The organism is Arcticibacterium sp. GJ41-1 (assembly GCF_055808875.1).
Window position 1 is genome coordinate 1,856,144 of record NZ_CM147888.1, and the last position, 20,612, is coordinate 1,876,755.

The 20,612-nt window shown below is 37.7% G+C and carries 22 protein-coding genes; 14 read left to right on the forward strand and 8 right to left on the reverse strand.

The window, feature by feature from the left end; all coding sequences use genetic code 11:
• Nucleotides 1–78 precede the first annotated feature (78 nt).
• Genes AC0L6O_RS07490 through AC0L6O_RS07500 form a run of 3 tightly spaced genes read left to right on the forward strand, consistent with a single transcriptional unit; the run spans nt 79 to nt 2,306 of the window.
• Nucleotides 79–732 carry an HAD family hydrolase gene (locus AC0L6O_RS07490; RefSeq protein ID WP_473307515.1) on the forward strand — a complete coding sequence of 218 codons (654 nt, stop codon included), beginning with the start codon at nt 79–81 and terminating at the stop codon, nt 730–732.
• Nucleotides 732–1,121: a VOC family protein gene (locus AC0L6O_RS07495; RefSeq protein WP_473307517.1), complete on the forward strand. Its 390-nt coding sequence runs from the start codon at nt 732–734 to the stop codon at nt 1,119–1,121. Before AC0L6O_RS07490 ends, AC0L6O_RS07495 begins: the two co-directional genes overlap by 1 nt.
• Before the next feature lie 21 nt (nt 1,122–1,142).
• A complete protein-coding gene (locus tag AC0L6O_RS07500; protein ID WP_473307519.1) occupies nt 1,143–2,306 on the forward strand; it encodes an MFS transporter in 1,164 nt (387 codons plus the stop codon).
• Here the strand turns inward: AC0L6O_RS07500 and AC0L6O_RS07505 are convergent, their stop codons facing one another.
• Nucleotides 2,307–3,215 (reverse strand): patatin-like phospholipase family protein, encoded by a 909-nt coding sequence (locus tag AC0L6O_RS07505; protein WP_473307520.1) that lies wholly within the window; start codon nt 3,213–3,215, stop codon nt 2,307–2,309.
• Nucleotides 3,216–3,377: 162 nt separating this feature from the next.
• Between AC0L6O_RS07505 and AC0L6O_RS07510 the strand changes: the two genes are divergently transcribed.
• From AC0L6O_RS07510 to AC0L6O_RS07525, 4 genes are all read left to right on the forward strand, one after another.
• Nucleotides 3,378–4,352, forward strand: a complete 975-nt coding sequence (locus tag AC0L6O_RS07510) for a polyprenyl synthetase family protein (RefSeq protein ID WP_473307521.1) — start codon at nt 3,378–3,380, stop codon at nt 4,350–4,352.
• Nucleotides 4,353–4,473: 121 nt separating this feature from the next.
• A complete protein-coding gene (gene pafA / locus AC0L6O_RS07515) occupies nt 4,474–6,096 on the forward strand; it encodes an alkaline phosphatase PafA (RefSeq protein WP_473307522.1) in 1,623 nt (540 codons plus the stop codon).
• Entirely contained in the window at nt 6,097–6,495 is a 399-nt protein-coding gene (locus AC0L6O_RS07520) for a VOC family protein (protein WP_473307523.1), read from the forward strand.
• Between the two features lie 90 nt (nt 6,496–6,585).
• Nucleotides 6,586–7,224, forward strand: a complete 639-nt coding sequence (locus AC0L6O_RS07525; RefSeq protein WP_473307524.1) for a trimeric intracellular cation channel family protein — start codon at nt 6,586–6,588, stop codon at nt 7,222–7,224.
• Here the strand turns inward: AC0L6O_RS07525 and AC0L6O_RS07530 are convergent, their stop codons facing one another.
• A complete protein-coding gene (locus AC0L6O_RS07530) occupies nt 7,225–7,827 on the reverse strand; it encodes a hypothetical protein (RefSeq protein WP_473307525.1) in 603 nt (200 codons plus the stop codon).
• Nucleotides 7,827–8,738, reverse strand: a complete 912-nt coding sequence (locus AC0L6O_RS07535) for an ROK family protein (protein WP_473307526.1) — start codon at nt 8,736–8,738, stop codon at nt 7,827–7,829. The genes AC0L6O_RS07530 and AC0L6O_RS07535 overlap by 1 nt, the downstream gene beginning before the upstream one ends.
• A gap of 229 nt (nt 8,739–8,967) precedes the next feature.
• Here AC0L6O_RS07535 and coaD point away from each other — a divergent pair, with 229 nt between their 5' ends.
• Complete coding sequence (coaD, locus tag AC0L6O_RS07540; protein WP_473307527.1) at nt 8,968–9,435, forward strand: pantetheine-phosphate adenylyltransferase; 468 nt, start codon at nt 8,968–8,970, stop codon at nt 9,433–9,435.
• On the opposite strand, the gene AC0L6O_RS07545 is transcribed toward coaD, so the two are convergent.
• On the reverse strand, nt 9,408–10,094 hold the full coding sequence (locus AC0L6O_RS07545; RefSeq protein ID WP_473307529.1) for an NUDIX hydrolase: 687 nt from the start codon (nt 10,092–10,094) through the stop codon (nt 9,408–9,410). The genes coaD and AC0L6O_RS07545 overlap by 28 nt on opposite strands.
• A gap of 158 nt (nt 10,095–10,252) precedes the next feature.
• On the opposite strand from AC0L6O_RS07545, the gene AC0L6O_RS07550 reads away from it, so the two are divergent.
• Both AC0L6O_RS07550 and pyrE read left to right on the forward strand, forming a co-directional pair.
• Nucleotides 10,253–11,539, forward strand: a complete 1,287-nt coding sequence (locus AC0L6O_RS07550) for a hemolysin family protein (RefSeq protein WP_473307530.1) — start codon at nt 10,253–10,255, stop codon at nt 11,537–11,539.
• 9 nt (nt 11,540–11,548) lie between these two features.
• Nucleotides 11,549–12,178 carry an orotate phosphoribosyltransferase gene (pyrE, locus tag AC0L6O_RS07555; RefSeq protein ID WP_473307531.1) on the forward strand — a complete coding sequence of 210 codons (630 nt, stop codon included), beginning with the start codon at nt 11,549–11,551 and terminating at the stop codon, nt 12,176–12,178.
• 3 nt (nt 12,179–12,181) lie between these two features.
• On the opposite strand, the gene AC0L6O_RS07560 is transcribed toward pyrE, so the two are convergent.
• From AC0L6O_RS07560 to AC0L6O_RS07570, 3 genes are all read right to left on the reverse strand, one after another.
• Nucleotides 12,182–13,222, reverse strand: coding sequence for an Ldh family oxidoreductase (locus AC0L6O_RS07560; protein WP_473307533.1), 1,041 nt, complete (start codon nt 13,220–13,222; stop codon nt 12,182–12,184).
• An 89-nt stretch (nt 13,223–13,311) separates the two neighbouring features.
• On the reverse strand, nt 13,312–15,090 hold the full coding sequence (locus AC0L6O_RS07565) for a DEAD/DEAH box helicase (protein WP_473307534.1): 1,779 nt from the start codon (nt 15,088–15,090) through the stop codon (nt 13,312–13,314).
• Between the two features lie 258 nt (nt 15,091–15,348).
• A complete protein-coding gene (locus AC0L6O_RS07570) occupies nt 15,349–16,020 on the reverse strand; it encodes a hypothetical protein (RefSeq protein ID WP_473307535.1) in 672 nt (223 codons plus the stop codon).
• Between the two features lie 82 nt (nt 16,021–16,102).
• Here AC0L6O_RS07570 and hisB point away from each other — a divergent pair, with 82 nt between their 5' ends.
• The 4 genes from hisB to AC0L6O_RS07590 all read left to right on the forward strand — a co-directional run bounded on the left by hisB (nt 16,103) and on the right by AC0L6O_RS07590 (nt 19,671).
• Complete coding sequence (gene hisB / locus AC0L6O_RS07575) at nt 16,103–17,227, forward strand: bifunctional histidinol-phosphatase/imidazoleglycerol-phosphate dehydratase HisB (RefSeq protein ID WP_473307537.1); 1,125 nt, start codon at nt 16,103–16,105, stop codon at nt 17,225–17,227.
• Nucleotides 17,228–17,257: 30 nt separating this feature from the next.
• Nucleotides 17,258–18,499: a cation:proton antiporter gene (locus tag AC0L6O_RS07580; protein ID WP_473307538.1), complete on the forward strand. Its 1,242-nt coding sequence runs from the start codon at nt 17,258–17,260 to the stop codon at nt 18,497–18,499.
• Between the two features lie 80 nt (nt 18,500–18,579).
• Complete coding sequence (locus tag AC0L6O_RS07585) at nt 18,580–19,260, forward strand: MotA/TolQ/ExbB proton channel family protein (protein ID WP_341227232.1); 681 nt, start codon at nt 18,580–18,582, stop codon at nt 19,258–19,260.
• A gap of 12 nt (nt 19,261–19,272) precedes the next feature.
• Nucleotides 19,273–19,671 carry an ExbD/TolR family protein gene (locus AC0L6O_RS07590; RefSeq protein WP_341227233.1) on the forward strand — a complete coding sequence of 133 codons (399 nt, stop codon included), beginning with the start codon at nt 19,273–19,275 and terminating at the stop codon, nt 19,669–19,671.
• Between the two features lie 194 nt (nt 19,672–19,865).
• Here AC0L6O_RS07590 and AC0L6O_RS07595 read toward each other — a convergent pair whose 3' ends face one another.
• Complete coding sequence (locus AC0L6O_RS07595) at nt 19,866–20,612, reverse strand: LytR/AlgR family response regulator transcription factor (protein WP_473307540.1); 747 nt, start codon at nt 20,610–20,612, stop codon at nt 19,866–19,868.

The window sequence follows — 20,612 nt, forward strand, 5'->3', positions numbered from 1 at the left end:
TATAGGGATAACAAAAACTTGAAGTAAGGTATTGCTAATTATCTCCTCATATTTAAACTATTAATTTACTTTTGTGAGATGGAAAACAAAGCAGTCATTTTTGACATGGATGGTGTGATTTGCCACACAAACCCTTTTCATTCTAAAGCTTTTCGCGTGTTTTTTGAAAAAAGAGGCCTAAATCCTACTGATGAAGAATTTGCAAAGCACATGTTTGGTAAAAGCAATAGTTATATTTTAAAGCATTTTCTTGGCAGAATCATAGAAGGAGAAGAGTTTACACAAATGGAAGAGGAGAAAGAAGGACTCTTTAGAGAAATATATGCAGAGCACATAGAAACCATTTCAGGTTATATGGATTGGTTGAAAATGCTAAAAGCTGAAGGTTTTAAAACCGGTGTAGCTACTTCAGCACCAAAAGCAAACCTTGAATTAATAATGGGAAGGCTAGGCTTTGAACCTATGATGGAGTCAATTTTGGCTTCGGAAGATGTGACCGCTCATAAGCCAGACCCACAAGTTTATTTAAAATCGGCTAATAATTTAGGTGTTGAACCTGCGGACTGTGTTGTTTTTGAAGATTCATTTTCTGGGGTTTCGGCAGCTATAAATGCAGGAATGAAAGTGGTGGGCGTTTTAAGTAGCCATACCAAAGAAGAATTACCTCCATGTGATTTTCATATCAATGATTATTCTGAAATTAGTCTTGATATTTTAAACAAAATACGCTAATGCCTTCTATCCAACACATAGCATTATACTGTTCTGACATCGAAAAAATGAGGGCTTTTTATCAAAAGTACTTTGGAGCCAAAAGCAATGAGAAATATGTCAATGCTAAAAAGGGCTTTGAATCTTACGTTTTGAGTTTTGAAGGAGGTGCTAGTTTAGAAATTATGACAAAAACGGGTATTGCGGCAGCCAATGAAGTGGCAGCTGAATATCTAGGTTTGACGCATTTTGCTTTTTCCGTAGGTTCAGAAGAAAAGGTCAATGACTTGACAGAAACTTTACGAAAAGACGGTTTTGAAGTAGCAGGAGAAGTGAGATGGACAGGTGATGGCTTTTATGAAAGTGTAGTTTTAGACCCAGAAGGAAATAGATTAGAGATTACAATTTAAGTATCGATTAAGAAAAATAGTTTGCTAAACCACCTCACTAAAGACTTTTTTGGAAACCGACAAAGCCGAGCTATTGCCGTTGCTTTTATTGCAGTAGGGCTGTTGTTTGGCACTTGGGCTACATTTATTCCTTTTATAAAAGAGAAATTTGCCCTTAACGATGCCGACTTAGGTTTGATTTTACTAAGTATGCCAATAGGCTCCGTTACCATGAATTTGGTAGGAGCGTGGTTGGTAGCTAAAATTGGTATGAAAACCACCACTATTTTAGGGATGATAGGCATGAGTTTAGCCTTTCTTATTCCTTTAAATAGCTCTTCGGTTTATATGCTGCCTATTGGGCTATACTTATGTGGCTCGGGGATTTCTATTACTAATATTGCCATGAATATGGGCGTGACCTGTATTGAAGCACATCATGATATCAAAATTATGAGTACTTGCCATGGTATGTTTAGTGTGGGTTTGATGGTGGGTTCTATGTGTGCCAGTTTAGCAAGAGGTTTTGAATGGAATCCTGGTTTATATATGATAGGATTCTCTGCGATGATAATCATTTTCGCCTTATTGATTCGTCCTACTATTTTTAAAATTCAAGACGAAGTGGTTTCAGATACTGCTCCGCAGTCAAAGTTTGTACTACCAAAGGGCACTTTCCTGGTAATGATTTTGATAGGTGTGTGTGGTAATATCTCAGAAGGTACTATGGCTGATTGGTCTTCTGTTTTTATGAAAAATGTGGTGAATAGTAGTCCTTACTTTGTGGGTTGGGGCTTGGCTGGTTATTCGCTTTTTATGGCTTTGGGTAGGTTTTTTGGAGATAGCTTGATTCCGAAATTTGGAGCCAATAAGATTCTAATATATGGAGGCTTTATGGCTTCTGTTGGAGTCGCTATTGCCCTACTTTTTCCTACCACCTTATTTACTATTATCGGTTTTTCTATCGTAGGAGCGGGAGTTTCTTTTGCAGCACCTATTCTTTATGGAGCTTCAGCCAGAGTGCCAGGCGTTTCTAAAGGTACTGGTTTAGCGGTGATGAACACTTTTGCCATGGGTGGCTTTATGGCAGGTCCCGTTTTGATAGGTTTTGTGTCACAAGCCACCAGTTTAAGTTGGGCTTTTTCCATTGTGATATTGCTATCACTTGTGTCAGCCTACTTATCTTCCAAAATTAAGTTTTTCTAATTAGCGTAATTCGGTGTAAGCAAATTGATAACCTTGTTTTATGACCTCTTTGATATCATCTGAGTTGAAACCCGTTAGGTTGATATTGATAGGCTCTATAGGTCTAATTACTTTAAGTGATATTTTTTTATTGAGGGTGAAACCCGCAATAGAAACTAAACTTTCATTATAATTTTCAGCCCACTCTATGTCGTTGTTTTCAAACTGATTGACAGAAATATCTTTGATTCTTTCAATCATCGAAAAGAATGAACGGTAGTTTATAGGCTCTAATTCTCTTGTTTTTGGGTGCGTTGCAATGGCGTATATCTCCGTAGCACCGTCTTCAATAGCTTTTTTCAATGGAACTACTTCACGTAAGCCTCCATCTAAATATGCTTGCCTGTGGTCTCCACCAATCTGAATAGCAGGCATCATGATAGGAATAGAACTACTGGCTCTTAGATAATCTAAGAAATGCTGTTCCATAGGGTCAGCATAGTGCATTTTTCCGGTGTTAACATTTACAGCACCCACTTTAAGGTCTACTGGGCTACGTCTTAAAGTTGTTAGATTAATGTATTTCCTTAGCTTCTCATGAAGCGGATTTGTATCTAAAAGTCCGTCAAAACGACTTAAAAGCGTATCAATTCCTAACTGAAATCGAGATTTTAAAAGACCAATGTCGTCGGGCTTAGTAATATTCTCAATCCAGAATTGAATCAATTTTTTGTTTACTACATCCCAGTTGATTGTGCTATTATCTATATGTTGACGTCCTGCTTCATTAACCATAAAGCCGGCGTTAAGAGCTCCTGCAGAAATTCCATAAATCATCTCAGGTTTAAAGCCAGTTTCTAAAACAGCTTGAATAGCTCCTGCCTGCCAAGCCCCTTTTAATGACCCTCCACCAAGTACCAATGCCCTCATATTATAACTTTGCGATTAATAGGATTAAGAGAAGAAAAAATTGTACCAATTGACTGCTGTCTGTTTAAAAAATAAGTCTACCCGTAAAATTAGACTTTTGAATTGTAAAATTGCAATGCATTGACTTATATCGAACCATTCCATTCCGTTGAACTCTCATAAATGTCTATAAACATCAAAGACATCCAGGCTCCTATTGCTAGCGAAATGAAGGAATTTGAAAGCAAATTCCGGAATTCTATGAAGACTGACGTGATGCTTCTTGATCAAATCATGAAGTATATCATTCATAGAAAAGGCAAGCAAATTAGGCCAATGTTTGTATTCCTAACTGCAGGAATGTGTGGTGGCATACAAGAGGCCACTTATAGAGGAGCTTCTTTAATAGAACTTCTTCATACAGCCACTTTAGTGCACGACGATGTGGTGGACGATTCTAATTACAGACGTGGTTTTTTCTCAATTAACGCACTTTGGAAAAATAAGATAGCGGTCTTGGTAGGTGATTACCTATTATCTAGAGGTTTGCTTTTAAGTGTTGATAATGAGGATTTTGATTTGCTGAAACTGGTTTCTTCCGCCGTGAAAGAAATGAGTGAAGGGGAGTTGTTACAAATTGAGAAAGCTAGAAAATTAGATATATCAGAGGAAGTTTACTTTGACGTGATACGTCAAAAAACAGCTTCTTTAATAGCTTCATGCTGTGCCGTGGGTGCTGCTTCAGCGGGTAATTCGCCCGAGGTAGTAGAAAAATGCAGACTCTTAGGTGAGAAAATTGGTATGGCCTTTCAAATTAAGGACGACCTTTTTGATTACGGAAATGCTGAAATAGGTAAGCCAACAGGTATTGATATTAAAGAAAAGAAAATGACGCTTCCGCTCATTTATGCTTTAAATCATGCAGATAGAAGCACTAAGAGCAAGATTATCAATTTAGTAAAAAGACACTCTAATAAACCTGCTAAGGTGAGTGAGGTCATAGAATTTGTGAAACAAAGTGGTGGAATAAGCTATACGCAAAACGCCATGATGAATTACATGAATGAGGCCAATGATATTTTAGCTTCTTTCCCAGACTCTGAGTATAAAACTGCTTTAATGGGCTTGGTTCAATTTACAATTGAAAGGACTAAGTAGATTGAATATTTTAAACTTTCAATAATTAGTGAAAATTATGTCTACACATTTGAGCCTATCAATCACTTTATAGATATTGTCACGGTGTTTTTTTTACATTTGCAAAAAAAAATAATCATCCGTGAACAAACTAGTTGCCCTTTTCGCATTCCTTGTTTTGAGCAGTTGTGCTGCTCAGTCTCCAAAATTATCTTCAACAGATACTGCTAAACCAAAACTGGTGGTTGGTATTGTGGTGGACCAAATGAGGTATGAATACCTGTATAGGTTCCAAAAACAGTATGGAGAGGGTGGTTTTAAGCGATTGATGGCAGAAGGCTTTAATTGTAAAAACAATAATTACCATTATGCATCTACCGTAACGGGACCGGGTCATGCTCATGTTTACACGGGTAGCGTACCAGCTGTTTCAGGAATAGTTGGTAATGATTGGTTTGACAAAGCAAGTGGTAAAGATATGTATGTAGCTGCGGATAGTACAGCGTCTACAGTAGGTGAGGGCTCAGAAAGAGCTGGAAGGATGTCTCCAAATAACTTAAAGGTTACTACTATGACAGACCAATTAAGAATATCAAGTCAGTTTAAGTCTAAAGTGGTAGGAGTAGCTATAAAAGATAGAGGAGCTATTCTGCCTGCAGGTCACACGGGTGATGCTTATTGGTATGACTCTTCTACCGGAAACTGGATTACCAGTACACATTACGGAAATACATTGCCAACTTGGGTACAGGCTTTTAATGATAAAAATGTGGCGGAAGAATATGCCACTAAAACCTGGGAAACATTATACCCGATAGAAACTTATACAGATTCTGAAGAAGATAAGCAGCCATATGAAAACCGTTTAAATGGTCAAGAGGAAGCTATTTTTCCGCATACTTTCACGGTAGGTTCTATAGCATCTACGCCATGGGGAAACACCATGACGCTTGACATAGCTTTAGAGGCATTAAGGAACGAATCACTTGGTCAAGATGAGATTACAGATTTCTTGGCCATTAGTTTTTCTTCACCAGATTACGCTGGACACGCTTTTGGACCTCAGTCAAAAGAAGTTCAAGATATGTACATCAGGTTAGATTTAGAAATGGAGCGTTTGCTTAATACGCTAGATGCAGAGGTTGGGAAAGGAGCATATACCTTATTCCTTTCTGCTGACCATGCGGTGGCTGAAATTCCAGCATTTTTGAAAAAGCATGATGTGCCTGCTGGTTTGTTTTTAGGAGGTGAAGTTAAAAAAGAGACTAATGCTTTAATTTCAAAAGCTTACGGAGAAGGGGAGTGGATATTGAGTTTGAAAAACTATGAGTTCTACCTTAACAGAGCTTTAATGGCAGAGAAAAATATTTCTGTAGATCAGATTAAGAATTTGATAGCTCCTGTGCTTTCATTGCAAGATGGAATTTACTCAGTAATTAATTTAGAAAGCTTCGGTAACGATAATATTCCTCCTTTTTATAAAGAGAAAATTCAAAATATCTATAATCCAAAAAGAAGCGGTGAAATAATGGTTTTAGTGGAGCCAGCTTGGTTTCACGGTTACGGAACACGTGGAACTACGCACGGAAGCATGTGGGCTTATGATACCCATGTGCCTTTATTGTTTTTTGGAAATGGCATAAAGCATGGCGAAACTACAGACCCTACTTATATATCTGATATTGCACCTACAGTTAGTCAGTTATTAAATATTCAAGAGCCAAATGGTTCTGTAGGAACACCACTGAAAGCCGTTTTAAAATAAATGAGCGTTTCTTTAAATCAAATCGCATTGGTAGTGGCTGATTATGATGAAGCCATTGAGTATTATACCGGTGTTTTAGACTTTGAACTTTTGGAAGATACAGCCCTATCTGAAACTAAAAGATGGGTAACTGTTTCTCCTAAAGGAGAGAACTCATGCAGACTGTTACTGGCTAAAGCTTCTAATGAAGAGCAATCTAAAGTGATTGGAAGTCAAGGAGGAGGGAGGGTCTTCCTGTTTCTCTATACCGATAATTTTGAAGAGCAATACCAGAACCTAACTAAGCATCAAGTCAAAATCATTAGAGGGCCTATTGAAGAACCTTATGGCAAAGTATTAGTCTTTGAAGATAAGTTTGGAAACCTTTGGGATTTGATAGAGCCCATTGAGCAGAATTGATTTTAGCAATTTTGTGGAGCATAGGTCTCTAGATAATAGATGTATTGTCGCTCCTGAAATAATTAAGCAATGCCCGTATTTTAGTAGCCTATGACTTGGATATACTTTTTAGATTTATTTGGTACCTCTGTTTTTGCTATTTCAGGAGTTTTAATGGCTATGGAAAAGCGTTTTGACTTAGTAGGTACACTTATCATTGGTTTTGTAACTGCAGTGGGTGGAGGTACACTTAGAGACTTACTAATTGGGCGTTCGCCTGTGGGTTGGCTTAATGACCGAAACTATATTTTAGCTATTTTTATAGGCTACGTCATTGCCTATGTTTTTTACAAACGCGTTTTAAGGTTAAAAAAAGGGATGTTTCTATTTGATACATTGGGAATAGGCGTATTCACTATTATTGGACTAAAAATAGCTGCAGAATATAACCTTAGAGTAGAAACCTGTATTATGATGGGTGTAATTTCTGCTTGTTTTGGTGGCGTTATTAGAGATGTTTTGACCAATGAGATTCCATTGATTTTTAGAAAAGAAATTTACGCAGCAGCCTGTTTTCTTGGAGCGGTTATTTATGTCATTATGCAGCGGTTCTGTCCTATTGAGAATCTAAATGTCATGGTGTCTATGGCCATTGTCTTTATAGTTAGGTATCTATCATTTAAAAATGGCTGGACTTTAAACTTGAAAAAGTTTGATGACGTAAATGGTTTTGGAAACGATGATAAATAGCTAGTCGAACAAGGATTGTGTCCTTTCTACCATTATCTTTTTGTCTCTTATTTGAGATTTGTTTTCAATAAGAAAGTCTCGGAAGCTTTCCATCTCTAAGAGCATGCTGTCAAAATCATAGGTGGAAGCTTTGTACGTTTCCACATATATTTTTTCAAAATCACAGATGATGTATTCCATGCTTTTAAATCCAGCGTCAATCAAGCTGTAGAGATAAAGCGTTTGATAATTGAAATCATGCCTGCCAGCTTTATGATTCGCTGTAGATTTTAGGTCAATCACCCTCGCTTCTCCCAGTACATCAGCATAGCCATAAAACTTGATGTTCTTATGCTTAAAGGAAAGCAACTGCTGTGTTTTACGTCTTTTAGGAAGTAAAGAAGCAGCTTCTTCTATGAGCTTTGGCTCAAAGCTTCCTGGTTTATTTTTAACCACAGCACTTTCAAAAGAAATACCTTTTTTAAACTTTGCCAATATTGCAGGGTCGGTTTCAGGAACTCTATTGATTCTGTTCAGAAGTTTCCTCTTGCTTTCTTCTGATGGATATTTAAGATATCTATGATATTCGTTTAAAAGCGTGGGATAAAAGTTGAAGTTAAGCATTATCGCACTAGCTCAGCAGCTCCAAAAACACCTGCACTGTCGCCTAGTTTAGGTTTTAAGAAAACCGTTTCTACCTTTCTTTTATTAAAGATGAAATTCTCAATCTCCTTAACACCTTCCGTATAAATTTCTTCAATGTTACTGACACCACCACCTAGTACCACCACATCAGGGTCAAGTACATTAATAATATAGTGAATAGCCTTACCAAAGGATTTAAAAAGCCTTTGAAGCGTAGCTGTAGCATGTTCGTCAGTATTTGCTCTATAACGTTCTACTATTTCCTTTAAGCCTCTTTTCTCACCAGAAATGCTGGCATAAAATCTTTCTAAAGCAGGTCCAGAAAATATGTTTTCATTACAGCCCACTTTACCACAGTAGCATGGTGTTTGGTCGTCACCCAAAACGTTATGTCCCCACTCACCACCAATACCGTGTTTGCCACCAATTATTTTTCCATTAACTACCACGCCGCCACCTACACCTGTGCCCATTATTACACCAAAAACTACTTGAGCATCTGGATACTTCTCAGGTACGATGCCCATGGTAGCTTCTGCCAAAGCAAAACAGTTGGCGTCGTTTGCCATTTCTATTTTCACTTCTAGCAAAGCTTCTAAATCTTTTTTCATAGGTTGACCATTCATGCAAGTGGTATTGCTGTTTTTCATGGTCTGAAGCCCTGGGTCTAGTGTGCCAGGTGTGCTGAAGCCAATAGCTTCTGGTTTGACACCCGTTTTATTACTTAAACCGTCTATAAGCTTTTTTATTTGAGATAAAATATGGTCGTAGCCTTGGCTGGCTTCGGTAGGAACTCGCTCTCTAATTAGAATTTCGTCAGTTTTAGCATTTATCACAATGCCTTCTATTTTAGTACCTCCAAGGTCAACACCCCATAAATATCTTTCCATCTCCTTATTATTTCGTCTGTTTTTGAATAAACAAACATAATATTAATCTTCTAAAATCTAAGGTTTAGCCAATTTCAAATTAAACATTCCTTTGAATTTAGTCTTTCATTTGCTGATATGGTTAAAGGATTCTGGGTACGAGGTTTGAATAAAAAGCAAGAGAAAATAATTACGGACTTTGAAATGACTAAAAACATTTCAATCTTTAGCCATTCTAATAACAAACCCTATGAAACGAATAGCTTTTTTTCCAGGCTCCTTTGACCCTTTTACTAAAGGGCATGCCGATATTGTAGAGAGAGGATTAAAAGTGTTTGACGAGATTGTGATAGGGATTGGTTATAATCCTGCTAAAAAAAGGTATTTCCCTTTGGAAATGATGGTGGGTGTAATAAAAGGAGCGTTTAATAATGATGAACGCATCAAAGTGGTTAACTATAATGACCTTACCGCAAAAGTGGCCAAAGACTATGGTGCACAGTTTTTAATAAGGGGTTTGAGAAATACCACCGATTTTGAGTACGAAAACACCATAGCTCAAGTAAATAGGCAAATAGTGGACGGTTTGGAGACGGTTTTCCTTATTACTTCGCCTGAGTTAGCTCCTATTAGCTCTAGTATTGTGAGAGAGCTACATTCTTTTGGGGTAGATGTTAGTAACTATGTTCCTTACCCTTTAGAAAAACTCAACTCCTGAGAAATCATTTTCTTAGCAACATTTAAAATAGAAGGGTAGCTTTTGTTAAGTGCTTTGTACATTTCAGAAGCATTCATCCATCTTACATCGTCTATTCCTTCATTCTCTTGTGGAGCCATGTTGATATCAGAAATTAATTTCATTTGATACCAGTAGGTACGTTTTAACACACGTTGGTTCTTATGTAAGTATGTGTGGTAAGAGATGTAATACTTATCAATAAGAGATACCTTAACATTACACTCTTCTTCTACTTCTCTTAAAGCGGTTTCTCTTATGGTTTCGCCTTTTTCTGCTTTGCCTTTCGGTAAATCCCATTTACCTAGTCTGTGAATCATAAGGATTTTGTTTTCCTTGTTGAGCACTAGGCCGCCAGCGGCGTTTACTATTTTATATTCGGCAAAAATAGTCTCTTTGGCTTCTTCAATATTGTTAACAAAAAAGGTGACACTCTTAAAGTCGAACTTTTTAATTTCTTTAATAGCTTTAAAGAAAGCAGTAATTATTTCTGCGTTCGCATCAGGTATCAATACTTTTTTTCGCCACTCTTTCAGGCCGCTAATCATGCTGATATCGCTAATAATAGTGTCAAACTTCTTATTGACACCCTCTTGACCGTCTACTAAATGTATAGGTCTGTCATTGATAAATATGACCATTGTTCCTTTTTGTTTGGGTGCAAAAATAGGGTTTGGTATATTAGTGCAAGCTTTATTTCTAAAATATTTAATTTATATCTAGTAAAGCGGTTCACATTTGTATTATTTTGCAATTCAATAACAGAGCATTACGCCCCCAAAGGGCTTCATGAAGCTTAATGGAAATAGTAATTTTATTAATTCTGATTTTAATCAATGGAGTATTTTCGATGTCGGAAATTGCTCTGATTTCCTCCCGAAAAACTAAATTAGAAATTGCCGCAAAAAATGGTGACAAGAGGGCAGAGTCTGCCTTAAGTCTTGCTAATTCACCAAATAAGTTTTTAAGTACAGTTCAGATAGGCATCACCTTAATCAGTATTTTCACTGGTATCTATTCTGGTGATAGGTTAGGGGCCTATATTATTCCTGTACTTCAGCAAATACCAGGTATAGAGGTTTATGCAGACACCATTGCGGTGGTGGTCATAACTATATTGGTAACCTTCCTATCTTTAATTTTAGGTGAGTTAGTGCCTAAAAGGATAGGCTTAGCTGCCCCAGAAAGTATATCTATGACAATGGCTGCTCCTATGATGGCCCTTTCTAAGGTGACTTCTCCTTTTATTTGGTTACTTAGCAAAACATCTAAATTCCTTTTTGGTCTTATCGGAATAAAGGAATCTGATAATTCTATTACAGAAGAGGAGATTAAATCAATGGCAAAAGAAGGTGCCACAGGTGGCTCTATTGAAGAAATAGAACATGAGTTGGTTCAAAACGTTTTTCATCTTGGAGATAGAAAAATTACTTCTTTAATGACAAATACTAATGAGGTGACCTTCTTAGACTTAGATGATACACCTCATGAAAACAGAAAGAAGATTATAGCTTCTCGTCACTCTGTTTATCCGGTTTGTAATGATGGTATAAATAATATGGTGGGTCTGCTTTATGTGAAAGACTTATTAGGGAAATCTTTAAGTACGGAACTTAAGAACCTAGAATCAAGCCTTAGAGAGTGTCTGTTTATACCTGAGAATAATCTTGGTTATCAAGTTTTAGAGAAATTCCAGCAGGAAAGACGCCATTTTGGGGTCATTGTAGACGAATACGGAAATGTTCAAGGCGTAGTGACCATGAATGACATTCTGGATGCCTTAGTAGGAGATATATCAGAAACAAACGAGTTTGAATTTGAAATTTTCAAAAGAGATGATGGTACTTTCTTAATTGATGCCTCACTTCCTTTTGATGAATTCTTACAAGAGTTTGAGGTGGAGATAAATAACAGGAAAGACTACCAAGGTTTTGATACCATGGGTGGTTTTGCTTTAGAAATATTACAAGAAATTCCAGAAACGGGAGACCATTTCGATTGGGAAAATTTCCGTTTTGAAATTGTTGACATGGATAAAAACCGAGTTGACAAAATTCTCGTGACTTTAATAAACGAAATAGAATAGAACTACTGAATGACTACTGCCAGAAAAATTGCCAACATCTTATTAGAAACAGAAGCTGTAAAACTTAGCCCAAATGCACCATTCACATGGAGCTCGGGGTGGAAGTCGCCAATTTACTGTGACAATCGTATAACGCTTTCTGATGTAGAAGGACGTACGTTTATTAAGAAGGCATTGGCTAAGGCTATCAAAAAGCATTTTCCGGAAGTGGATTTGGTAGCTGGTGTGGCTACAGCGGGTATTGCTCAAGGTGCTTTGGTGGCAGATTACTTAAAGGTTCCTTTTGCTTATGTTAGACCAAAGCCAAAAGAGCATGGCATGGGAAACCAGATAGAAGGTAAGATAGTAAAGGGGCAAAAAGTAGTAGTCTTAGAAGATTTAATATCTACTGGCGGAAGTTCGCTAAAAGCTGTGGAAGCATTAAGAGCAGCAGGTATTGAAGTGATAGGAATGATATCGGTGTTTACCTATGGCTTAAAAGTAGCTGGCCTAAACTTTCAAGAAGCGGATGTACCTTTAGTGACACTGAGTAATTATAACTTCTTAATAGACGAAGCTCGCAAGCAGCAGTATGTTAAAGAAGAAGACATAGCTTCGCTCAAAAAATGGAAACGTAGCCCAGAAAAGTGGGGTAACTAATTCTTAAAGTTTTAGTCCAAACTCCTCTGCCAATTTCTGTAATCCTTCAAAAGTATCGTTCCTAAGCGTTAAGCCAGACTTCATTTGTTCTGTTTTAAGAGCTAGTCCTCTTTCGCCAGGCATTCTTACTGGCTGATTAGGGTTAGCTGCTTTACTGGCCAAAGACTGTTCTTTTAAACGCTCCATTTCTCTTTTGAAATAGCTCTCACCAGAAAACTTCTTTGGATTTATAACCTGAATAAAAGCCGATGCACCCCATCTGCCAGGTTCGCTGCTTCTTCCATGTCCACCAAGGGCTGAAGTCATAGCTTCTATCATTATTCCCAAAGCAAACCCTTTATAACCGGAGTCTAGTCCGCCTAAAGGTAAAATAGTGGAAGGGTCATCCTCAAAGAATGTTTTCGCATTTGTAGTGGCTTCACCATCTGCTGTGATAAGCCAAGGGTGCTCTAAAGGCTCATTGGTTTTATTTTTTTGATGAATCAAACCATTTGAAGTGGCAGACATGCTTACATCAATAATGAGTGGCTGCGTTTCCGTTGGAATGCCAAGAGCTAAAGGATTTGGGCTGTAAACGCCAGTAGTGCCACCAAAAGGAGCCACTGTTTTATTATCTGGGTCAGAACAAGCAATGATGGCCATATTGCCATTTTGTGTAGCTTCTTCTAAATACGCTGCTAGGCAGCCAATGTGAGAAGACTTTTGAATAACCACGGTACCCACACCGTTTTCTTCAGCCATTAAATCTGCTTTCTTAATTCCTTTTTCTATTAGCCATGGACCTGTCAAATACTTTCCGTCCCAAAGTTCAGAACTAGCCGCACTATTCAGTACATCATAGCTTCCGTTTACTTCCATGCTGCCGCTTTTGATATGCTCTATATAGGGCATAGTTAGCTGCAAGCCGTGCGTTCTATGACCTAAAAGCTCTCCTTCTAAGAGTATCTTAGTGGTAGTAAGTGCTTTGTCGCTTGGTAAGTTTACCTTTTTAAAAAGGCTTAATAGAAAATTTTCTGCTTGGGTGTAGGTCAGGATTGAATTCATAGCTCGAAATTAGAAATAAGTAAGCAAAAGGCACAAAAAAAAGTCAGCCGATAATCGACTGACTTGATTTAGATAAGATTTTATCTTAATTATTTCGCTACTTCTATCGCAGCTTGACGAGCATTGATAGTTTTACCGTCCATTCCAGAGATAACTTTGTTGACATCCCTTTCTGGTACTTCTACAAAACTGAATTTGTCATACATGTCGATTTGACCAATTACTCTACCAGGTATTTTTGCTTCGGCCGCTAAGGCTCCTACAATATGGTTTGGAGATACGTGGTCTTTCTTTCCAAGGTTGATGAACAAACGAACCATTCCTGGCTCTCCAGAACCATTAGCCCCTCTGTGAGGTCTACGGCCACCTTCTCTTTCACCACTTCTTTCGCCACCTCTTCTGTCTCCTCTATCTCTGCTTCTTCCGCCACGGTCTCTGCTTTCAAAGTCACGCTCACGGTCTCCTCTTCTTTCAAAGCGTCCGCCGCCTCTTCTTTCGCCGCCACGGTCTCCTCTATCTCTGTCTCTTCCACCTCTGCCACGTCCGTCAGAAAGGTCATCGCCTCCTTGGGTTGTTTTGCTAAGGTCTAGTTGCATTTTCATTAAGGCAGTAACTACCTCAGCAGTGCTATGTCCGTTTTCTCCAAGAGCTTCTATGATAGCTTCATATTCGCTATTTCCTTCTTCAGAAATATGCGAAACTATTTTGTCCATGAAGTTCTTCGTTTGAATTTCCTTCATGTCTTGCTTGGTAGGTACTTTACCTTCCGTGATAGCCACTTTCGTGTATCTTTCTAGCTCTCTTAGTTTGTTTCTGTCTCTGTTTGAAACAAATAAGAATGCTTGTCCTTTTTTACCAGCACGGCCAGTTCTACCAATACGGTGTACGTAATACTCTGTATCTAAAGGCACATCGTAGTTAAATACTGCATCCACGTCATTAACATCAATACCTCTAGCTGCCACATCTGTAGCACATAGGATAGTACAATTTTTGTTTCTGAACTTATTCATCACCTGATTTCTAGCCGATTGGCTCAAATCACCATGAATAGCTTCTGCTTTATAACCTCTGTCTTGAAGTTCCATGGTTACTCTGTCCACCATAGCTTTGGTGTTACAGAAAACCAACATCAATTTCAAGTCGTTAACATCAATCAAACGGCACATCAATTCTGTTTTAGAATCGCGTCTTACATTATAGTAAAGCTGCTCAATGTTGTCGTTAGTAACCTCTTTTTTAGTTATTTTGATAATTTCAGGGTTATTCTGAAATCTCTTAGTAATGCTCATAATGTCACGAGACATTGTAGCAGAGAAAAGAACAGTTTGTCTTTCTTCTGGAGCAAAAGATAATATTTTTTCAATATCCTCTCTAAAGCCCATGTTTAACATTTCATCTGCCTCATCTAAGATGAGCATTTTCAATGTTTCCAGTTTAAGCGTTTTACGCTCAATATGGTCCATGATTCTACCAGGAGTACCTACTACTATATGTGCACCTTTTTTAAGGTCACGGAATTGTCTTTCATAAGACTCTCCACCATATATAGAACTTACTAAAAGGCCTTTCTTATATTTTGATAATTGATAAATCTGCTCCTTAACCTGCAGTGCAAGTTCTCTAGTAGGACACATGATTAATACTTGTGTGAATCTATCTTCTACATCAATGGCTTCAATAGCCGGAATACCAAAGGCAGCTGTTTTACCAGTACCTGTTTGTGCCTGACCAATCATGTCAGTACCTTTCATTACCACCTCAATGGCGGCCGATTGTATTGGGGAGGCTTCAGTCCATCCCATTTCTTCCACTGCCTTTAATATATAATCAGACACAGGAAGTTCGTTAAACTTTACAGTTTGCATACGCTTTTTGCATGACTGCCCAGCTAGCAGCCTATATTTTTAATTGTTTTTGGAGACGATTGCGACACGTCCTTTCGTGAACATCACGGTTAAACCCGTTGCCTGCTCTGAAAGGAATTTTTGGACGAAAATAGGTACATCACTTGTGTACTGCCGCTGTCAGAGAACTCGAACGAGTCATAAATCGAGTGCAAAAGTAAGGTTTTAATTCTGCCCCCACAAACCTGTAGCGAAAGACCTTGTTTAAGTGCAGTTCTTTTAGTTTTTAATCCAATTAAAGCCGTTTTCTGGCAAATTGGTGAAGTTAATATGCTCTAAAGACTTAGTTTCTAAGGTGAAACCTTTCAAAACCATGGCATCGCTGTTGTAGTAGCTTTCTTCGTTTAATTTGACCTTTAGGCTCTCAAAATAATTATTTCCATCAAGCTGAATATTGCAGAGTCCCTTGTTAAGAATGTCAAGGTTTTGGATTCTACAATTATACAGCCTTAAAGCATTGCTGTTATTTTCAATGGTCATATTTCGTTGCTCAAAGTCAGCCATGATTATTCGAGAAACATTACTCCTTATATATTCCAGAGAGGGTAAAAAGAGGTTAATGTTTTTCCTGACGCGTAATTTGTCTGTGGTACGAGGAGTTTTATCTGTATAAATAAAGAGTGTATCTTCCCTAGGCTCAAGATGTACGTATTTTTGATACGTTTTATGAATTTCAATGCTAGGCTTAATGTACTGCCTGATATTGACTTTCATTCTTCCTAAATCACAGTTTATGACTACGGCTTTTATATCTGCCAAATCAAATTTAGTGTAAGGTTCTGTCAATTTGACCGGAGGCTTTTGACCAGTTTCTGGTTGTTCTAATCTTCCACATGCTTGTAGCGATAGAATTAGGATAATAAGTGCAGACTTTGAAAAAAAAAGTTTCATATAGAATAGATGCGTTTCCAAAGCTAAGGATTTAAAAAGTAAGATGCCTACATTTGCTGCCTATTGATACATTTATAATTGCATGCAAAAAGTACTATTTATTGACCGTGACGGTACCATCATTAAGGAACCGATAACTGATTTTCAAGTTGACTCTTTAGAAAAGCTTGAGTTTCTTCCTAAAGCACTATCTAATTTAAGGAAAATAGCGAATGAGACTGACTATGAATTGGTGATGATTACCAATCAAGATGGCTTAGGAACAGATTCTTTTCCTGAAGATACCTTTTGGCCAGCTCATCAAAAAATGATGACCACTTTAGAAGGAGAAGAAATACACTTCAAAGAGGTTTTTATCGATAGAACTTTTGAGCATGAAAATGCCGAGACTCGCAAGCCTCGAACAGGGCTTTTGACGCAGTATATTGATAACCCTGATTATGATTTGGCGAATAGCTACGTATTAGGCGATAGATTGTCTGATATTCAATTGGCTGTTAACCTTGGAGCAAAGGGTATTTTGATAGCGGATGAAGAGAAAGAAGAAGCTACTGATAGTCAAAAAGACGCCATTGCTTTGATAAGCAGTGACTGGGATAGGATTCATGAGTTTTTGAGGTTGCCTCAAAGAAAAGCAGTCATACAGCGAGATACGAAAGAGACTAAAATTTATGTCAACCTGAATCTAGACGGAACGGGTAAGGCTAAGATGGATACAGGCTTAGGTTTCTTTGACCACATGTTAGACCAGCTGGCGAAGCACTCAGGTGCGGATATTGAAATTACAGTAAAAGGTGATTTACATATTGATGAGCATCATACCATAGAAGATACAGCTTTGGCTTTGGGAGAGGCCTATTTAGAAGCATTGAAAGATAAAAGAGGTACTAACCGTTATGGTTTCTTATTACCAATGGATGAGGCTTTGGCTCAGGTAGCTATTGATTTCTCAGGAAGACCATGGTTAGTTTGGGATGCCGATTTTAAGAGAGAAAAAGTGGGAGAAATGCCAACAGAGATGTTTATGCATTTCTTTAAGTCTTTTTCTGATGCATCTAAATGTAACCTAAACATTAAATGCGAGGGTGATAATGAGCATCACAAAATAGAAGCTATCTTTAAAGGATGGGCAAAAGCGATTAAAATGGCAGTTAAAAGAGATATTAATGCCATGGATAGTCTGCCAAGTACTAAAGGAGTATTGTAAGAATTAGTCAATTAAATCATAATAGTAAAAATGGAATTATTTAAGATACTGACCATGCTGGTGGTTATTTCAGCAATTTTCGGTTACATCAATGTTCGTTTTTTGAAGTTGCCCACTACCATCGGTTTGATGATAATGGCACTGGTGTTTTCGCTTATTATGATTTTGCTTCAGTTCATTTACCCTGATTTGGTTCATTATGCACGAGACATCATGGCCGAAATTGACTTTACTACCGTCCTCATGGATGTTATGCTGTCTTTTCTGCTTTTTGCGGGAGCACTGCATACCAATGTGGGCATGATAAAACAAGAGAAAGGTACCATTGGAATGTTTGCTTTGGTGGGTGTTTTTATCTCTACTTTCTTAATAGGAGGAGCATTTTATTACCTGTCAATGGCTTTAGGCTTAGATACTGATTTGGTCTATTGCTTGCTTTTTGGGGCATTAATTTCACCTACAGACCCAATTGCGGTTTTAGGAATTATGACCAAAGCCAATGTGCCTAAAAAGATAGAAATCAACATAGTAGGGGAGTCGCTTTTTAATGATGGTGTGGGTGTAGTGATATTCTTTACCATTTTAGAGATTGCTAGGCTTGGCGTTGATAATGTTACGGTTATGGATGTGGCAACACTATTTGTGCAGGAAGCCATAGGTGGTATTTTATTCGGATTAGGTTTAGGCTTTCTGATGTTTAAACTTCTTAAAAGTATTGACGATTACGAAGTAGAGGTCATGATAACCTTGGCACTGGTAATGGGTGGCTATTTCTTAGCTCAGCAGCTGCATACTTCTGGCCCGCTGGCTATGGTAGTGGCAGGTTTGTTTATGGGAAGTAGTGGCTTAAAGCAAGATGCCATGAGTGAAACCACCGAACTTTACGTTGATAAATTTTGGGAGCTTGTGGATGTATTGATGAATGCAGTGCTTTTTGTTTTGATAGGTTTAGAGATTTTGATTTTAGAATTTCATACTAATTATTTCATTGCAGGTGCTGCAGCCATTGTTATTGTGCTTTTATCAAGATACTTAATTATTAGCGTTTTATTAAAATTCTCTAAAAACTGGGTGTCGGTAGATAAAGCTCCTCTATTACTTACATGGGGTGGCTTAAGAGGTGGCTTGTCAATAGCCATGGCATTATCCTTACCAGCAGAATGGGAGGCCAAACCGTATATTGTTTTTATAACTTATTGCGTTGTATTATTCTCGATAATAGTGCAGGGTCTAACCCTCGAAAAGCTTGTGAAAAGAATCTACAAAGCGTAAAAGTTTGTATTTTGCATAATAATTATTGAAAGTAACCAGTTAGTAAACCAACTCTTAAAAATCCTTTTTAAATGCTGAAAATGCTTTTACTTCAAATTCCGGCGGAAGTAGGAATGGACTCTACACTTACGGCTTCTGTCGATAGTATCAATTATTTTGAATTACTGCTTAAAGGTGGGGTAGTTATCTATCCTATTATGATATTGCTTTTTGCTACATTTTATCTGATGGCAGAGCGATATTTATTTATCAAAAGTGCCTCTAAGATAGACTTTGGCTTTTTGAGGTCGCTTAAAGACAATATACTGAGAGGCGATATGCGTTCGGGTATTTCTCTTTGTAAAAGTACCAACTTACCTATTTCTAGAATTCTTGAAAAAGGAATGTCGAGAATAGGAAGACCTGTTAAGGATATCGAAAGTGCGATGGAAATACAGTCGAACTTAGAGATTTCTAAAATGGAGAAAAACATGGGCTATTTAGGACTTATAGCTGGTGTGGCCCCTACTTTAGGTTTTGTGGGTACTATTTCGGGTATTATTAGAATTTTCTACGAAATATCTGTTACAGGAAATTTCTCTATCGAAACCATTTCGAATGGTCTTTATGAGAAAATGATTTCAAGTTTCTCTGGATTGGTGGTAGGTTTAATAGCCTATGCTGCTTATCACAGTATAAACATGATGACAGATAAATTCAGTATTAACCTTCAGGCTACAGTAATGGATTTCTTAGATACACTGAACGAGCCTGCATCTTAAAACACTGACAACATGAAACTAAAAAGACAGCGAAGATTTCATGCGGAGGTACAAACTTCTGCATTAAATGATATCATGTTCTTCTTGTTATTGTTCTTTCTAATTGTGGCCACATTGGGTAGTCCTAATGTTATTAAGCTTATGCTGCCGCAATCTGACGATTCTACGCATGATGTGAGTAAGGCACCCGTTAATCTGTCAATAACAGAAGATAAATTATATTATATAGACCGCCGTGCGGTTCCGTTTCCTGCTTTAGAGCAAGCACTTTTAGAGTCAACGGAAGGAATGGAAGAACCAACTGTAATATTAAGAGCAGCATCAAGCCTTACCATCCAAGATTTAGTGGATGTAATGGGAATGGGAGCAAGGCTCAGGATTAGGATGGTGTTAGCAACAGAACAGAATTAGCAAGTTAATTAGAATATATAAAGAAACCGGATCATAGCTGATTCGGTTTCTTTGTGTTTAGGCTTTTTGGTGAATGGAATTCTATCTAAAAAAGCACTCCAATTGTCAGGTCGAGCGAAGACGAGACCAGTCTGTTTGAGATAATATAAGAGGTTCTCGTTTTCGCTCGATATGACATTTGGAACAATTCTTCCTTAAAGGCTCATCAAATCTTTAAACTTAATAGCCTGTCTTCTAGAAATCTCAATTTTTTCGCCGCCTGGACCTATTTCACCAGCTTTTAGATGAACTAATAGACCACCTGAAAACCAAGGTTCTATTTTGTCAATATAGTTGAGATTAATAATGTGTTTTCTGTTTGCTCTAAAATAGACTTTAGAATCAAGACGTTCTTCTAAACTATTTAGCGATTTCAGAATCATTGGTTTTTGATCATCAAAATGTAATCTGACGTAATTACCCATAGATTCAAATAACCTTACCTTTCCTAGTCTCACAAACCAGCATTTCTCTCCATCTTTCACAAAAACTTGGTCATGTACGGCTAATTCAGCCTCGGTTTCTCTTTCGTCTTCTTTCTTATTCTTTTCAATTACCTCTTCTATCTTCTGAATAGCCTCGGCCAATCTAGGGCTGTCAATAGGCTTCATGATATAATCAAGAGCATTAAATTCAAAAGCCTTTAAGGCATACTCGTCATAAGCGGTGGTGAAAATAACTTCTGGAACACTGTCTTCTAGAGCTTCCAAAAGTTCAAAACCATTTTTACCAGGCATCTGAATATCTAAGAATAATAAGTCAGGATGCATTTCTTCTATCATCGGAATAGCTTCGTCTGCATTAGCTGCTTCGCCTATTACAGTAATTCTTGGAAACTCTTCTAATAACCTTTTTAGCTCGTTACGTGCTAGTCTTTCGTCATCTACTACTATTGCCCTCAT

Bases quoted from the DNA above. Each gene is read 5' to 3' on its own strand.
- AC0L6O_RS07490 (WP_473307515.1), top strand. From the start codon at position 79: ATGGAAAACAAAGCAGTCATTTTTGACATGGATGGTGTGATTTGCCAC.
- AC0L6O_RS07495 (WP_473307517.1), top strand. From the start codon at position 732: ATGCCTTCTATCCAACACATAGCATTATACTGTTCTGACATCGAAAAA.
- AC0L6O_RS07505 (WP_473307520.1), bottom strand. From the start codon at position 3,215: ATGAGGGCATTGGTACTTGGTGGAGGGTCATTAAAAGGGGCTTGGCAG.
- AC0L6O_RS07510 (WP_473307521.1), top strand. From the start codon at position 3,378: ATGTCTATAAACATCAAAGACATCCAGGCTCCTATTGCTAGCGAAATG.
- AC0L6O_RS07520 (WP_473307523.1), top strand. From the start codon at position 6,097: ATGAGCGTTTCTTTAAATCAAATCGCATTGGTAGTGGCTGATTATGAT.
- AC0L6O_RS07525 (WP_473307524.1), top strand. From the start codon at position 6,586: ATGACTTGGATATACTTTTTAGATTTATTTGGTACCTCTGTTTTTGCT.
- AC0L6O_RS07530 (WP_473307525.1), bottom strand. From the start codon at position 7,827: ATGCTTAACTTCAACTTTTATCCCACGCTTTTAAACGAATATCATAGA.
- AC0L6O_RS07535 (WP_473307526.1), bottom strand. From the start codon at position 8,738: ATGGAAAGATATTTATGGGGTGTTGACCTTGGAGGTACTAAAATAGAA.
- coaD (WP_473307527.1), top strand. From the start codon at position 8,968: ATGAAACGAATAGCTTTTTTTCCAGGCTCCTTTGACCCTTTTACTAAA.
- AC0L6O_RS07545 (WP_473307529.1), bottom strand. From the start codon at position 10,094: ATGGTCATATTTATCAATGACAGACCTATACATTTAGTAGACGGTCAA.
- AC0L6O_RS07550 (WP_473307530.1), top strand. From the start codon at position 10,253: ATGGAAATAGTAATTTTATTAATTCTGATTTTAATCAATGGAGTATTT.
- pyrE (WP_473307531.1), top strand. From the start codon at position 11,549: ATGACTACTGCCAGAAAAATTGCCAACATCTTATTAGAAACAGAAGCT.
- AC0L6O_RS07560 (WP_473307533.1), bottom strand. From the start codon at position 13,222: ATGAATTCAATCCTGACCTACACCCAAGCAGAAAATTTTCTATTAAGC.
- AC0L6O_RS07565 (WP_473307534.1), bottom strand. From the start codon at position 15,090: ATGCAAACTGTAAAGTTTAACGAACTTCCTGTGTCTGATTATATATTA.
- AC0L6O_RS07570 (WP_473307535.1), bottom strand. From the start codon at position 16,020: ATGAAACTTTTTTTTTCAAAGTCTGCACTTATTATCCTAATTCTATCG.
- hisB (WP_473307537.1), top strand. From the start codon at position 16,103: ATGCAAAAAGTACTATTTATTGACCGTGACGGTACCATCATTAAGGAA.
- AC0L6O_RS07580 (WP_473307538.1), top strand. From the start codon at position 17,258: ATGGAATTATTTAAGATACTGACCATGCTGGTGGTTATTTCAGCAATT.
- AC0L6O_RS07585 (WP_341227232.1), top strand. From the start codon at position 18,580: ATGCTTTTACTTCAAATTCCGGCGGAAGTAGGAATGGACTCTACACTT.
- AC0L6O_RS07590 (WP_341227233.1), top strand. From the start codon at position 19,273: ATGAAACTAAAAAGACAGCGAAGATTTCATGCGGAGGTACAAACTTCT.
- AC0L6O_RS07595 (WP_473307540.1), bottom strand. From the start codon at position 20,612: ATGAGGGCAATAGTAGTAGATGACGAAAGACTAGCACGTAACGAGCTA.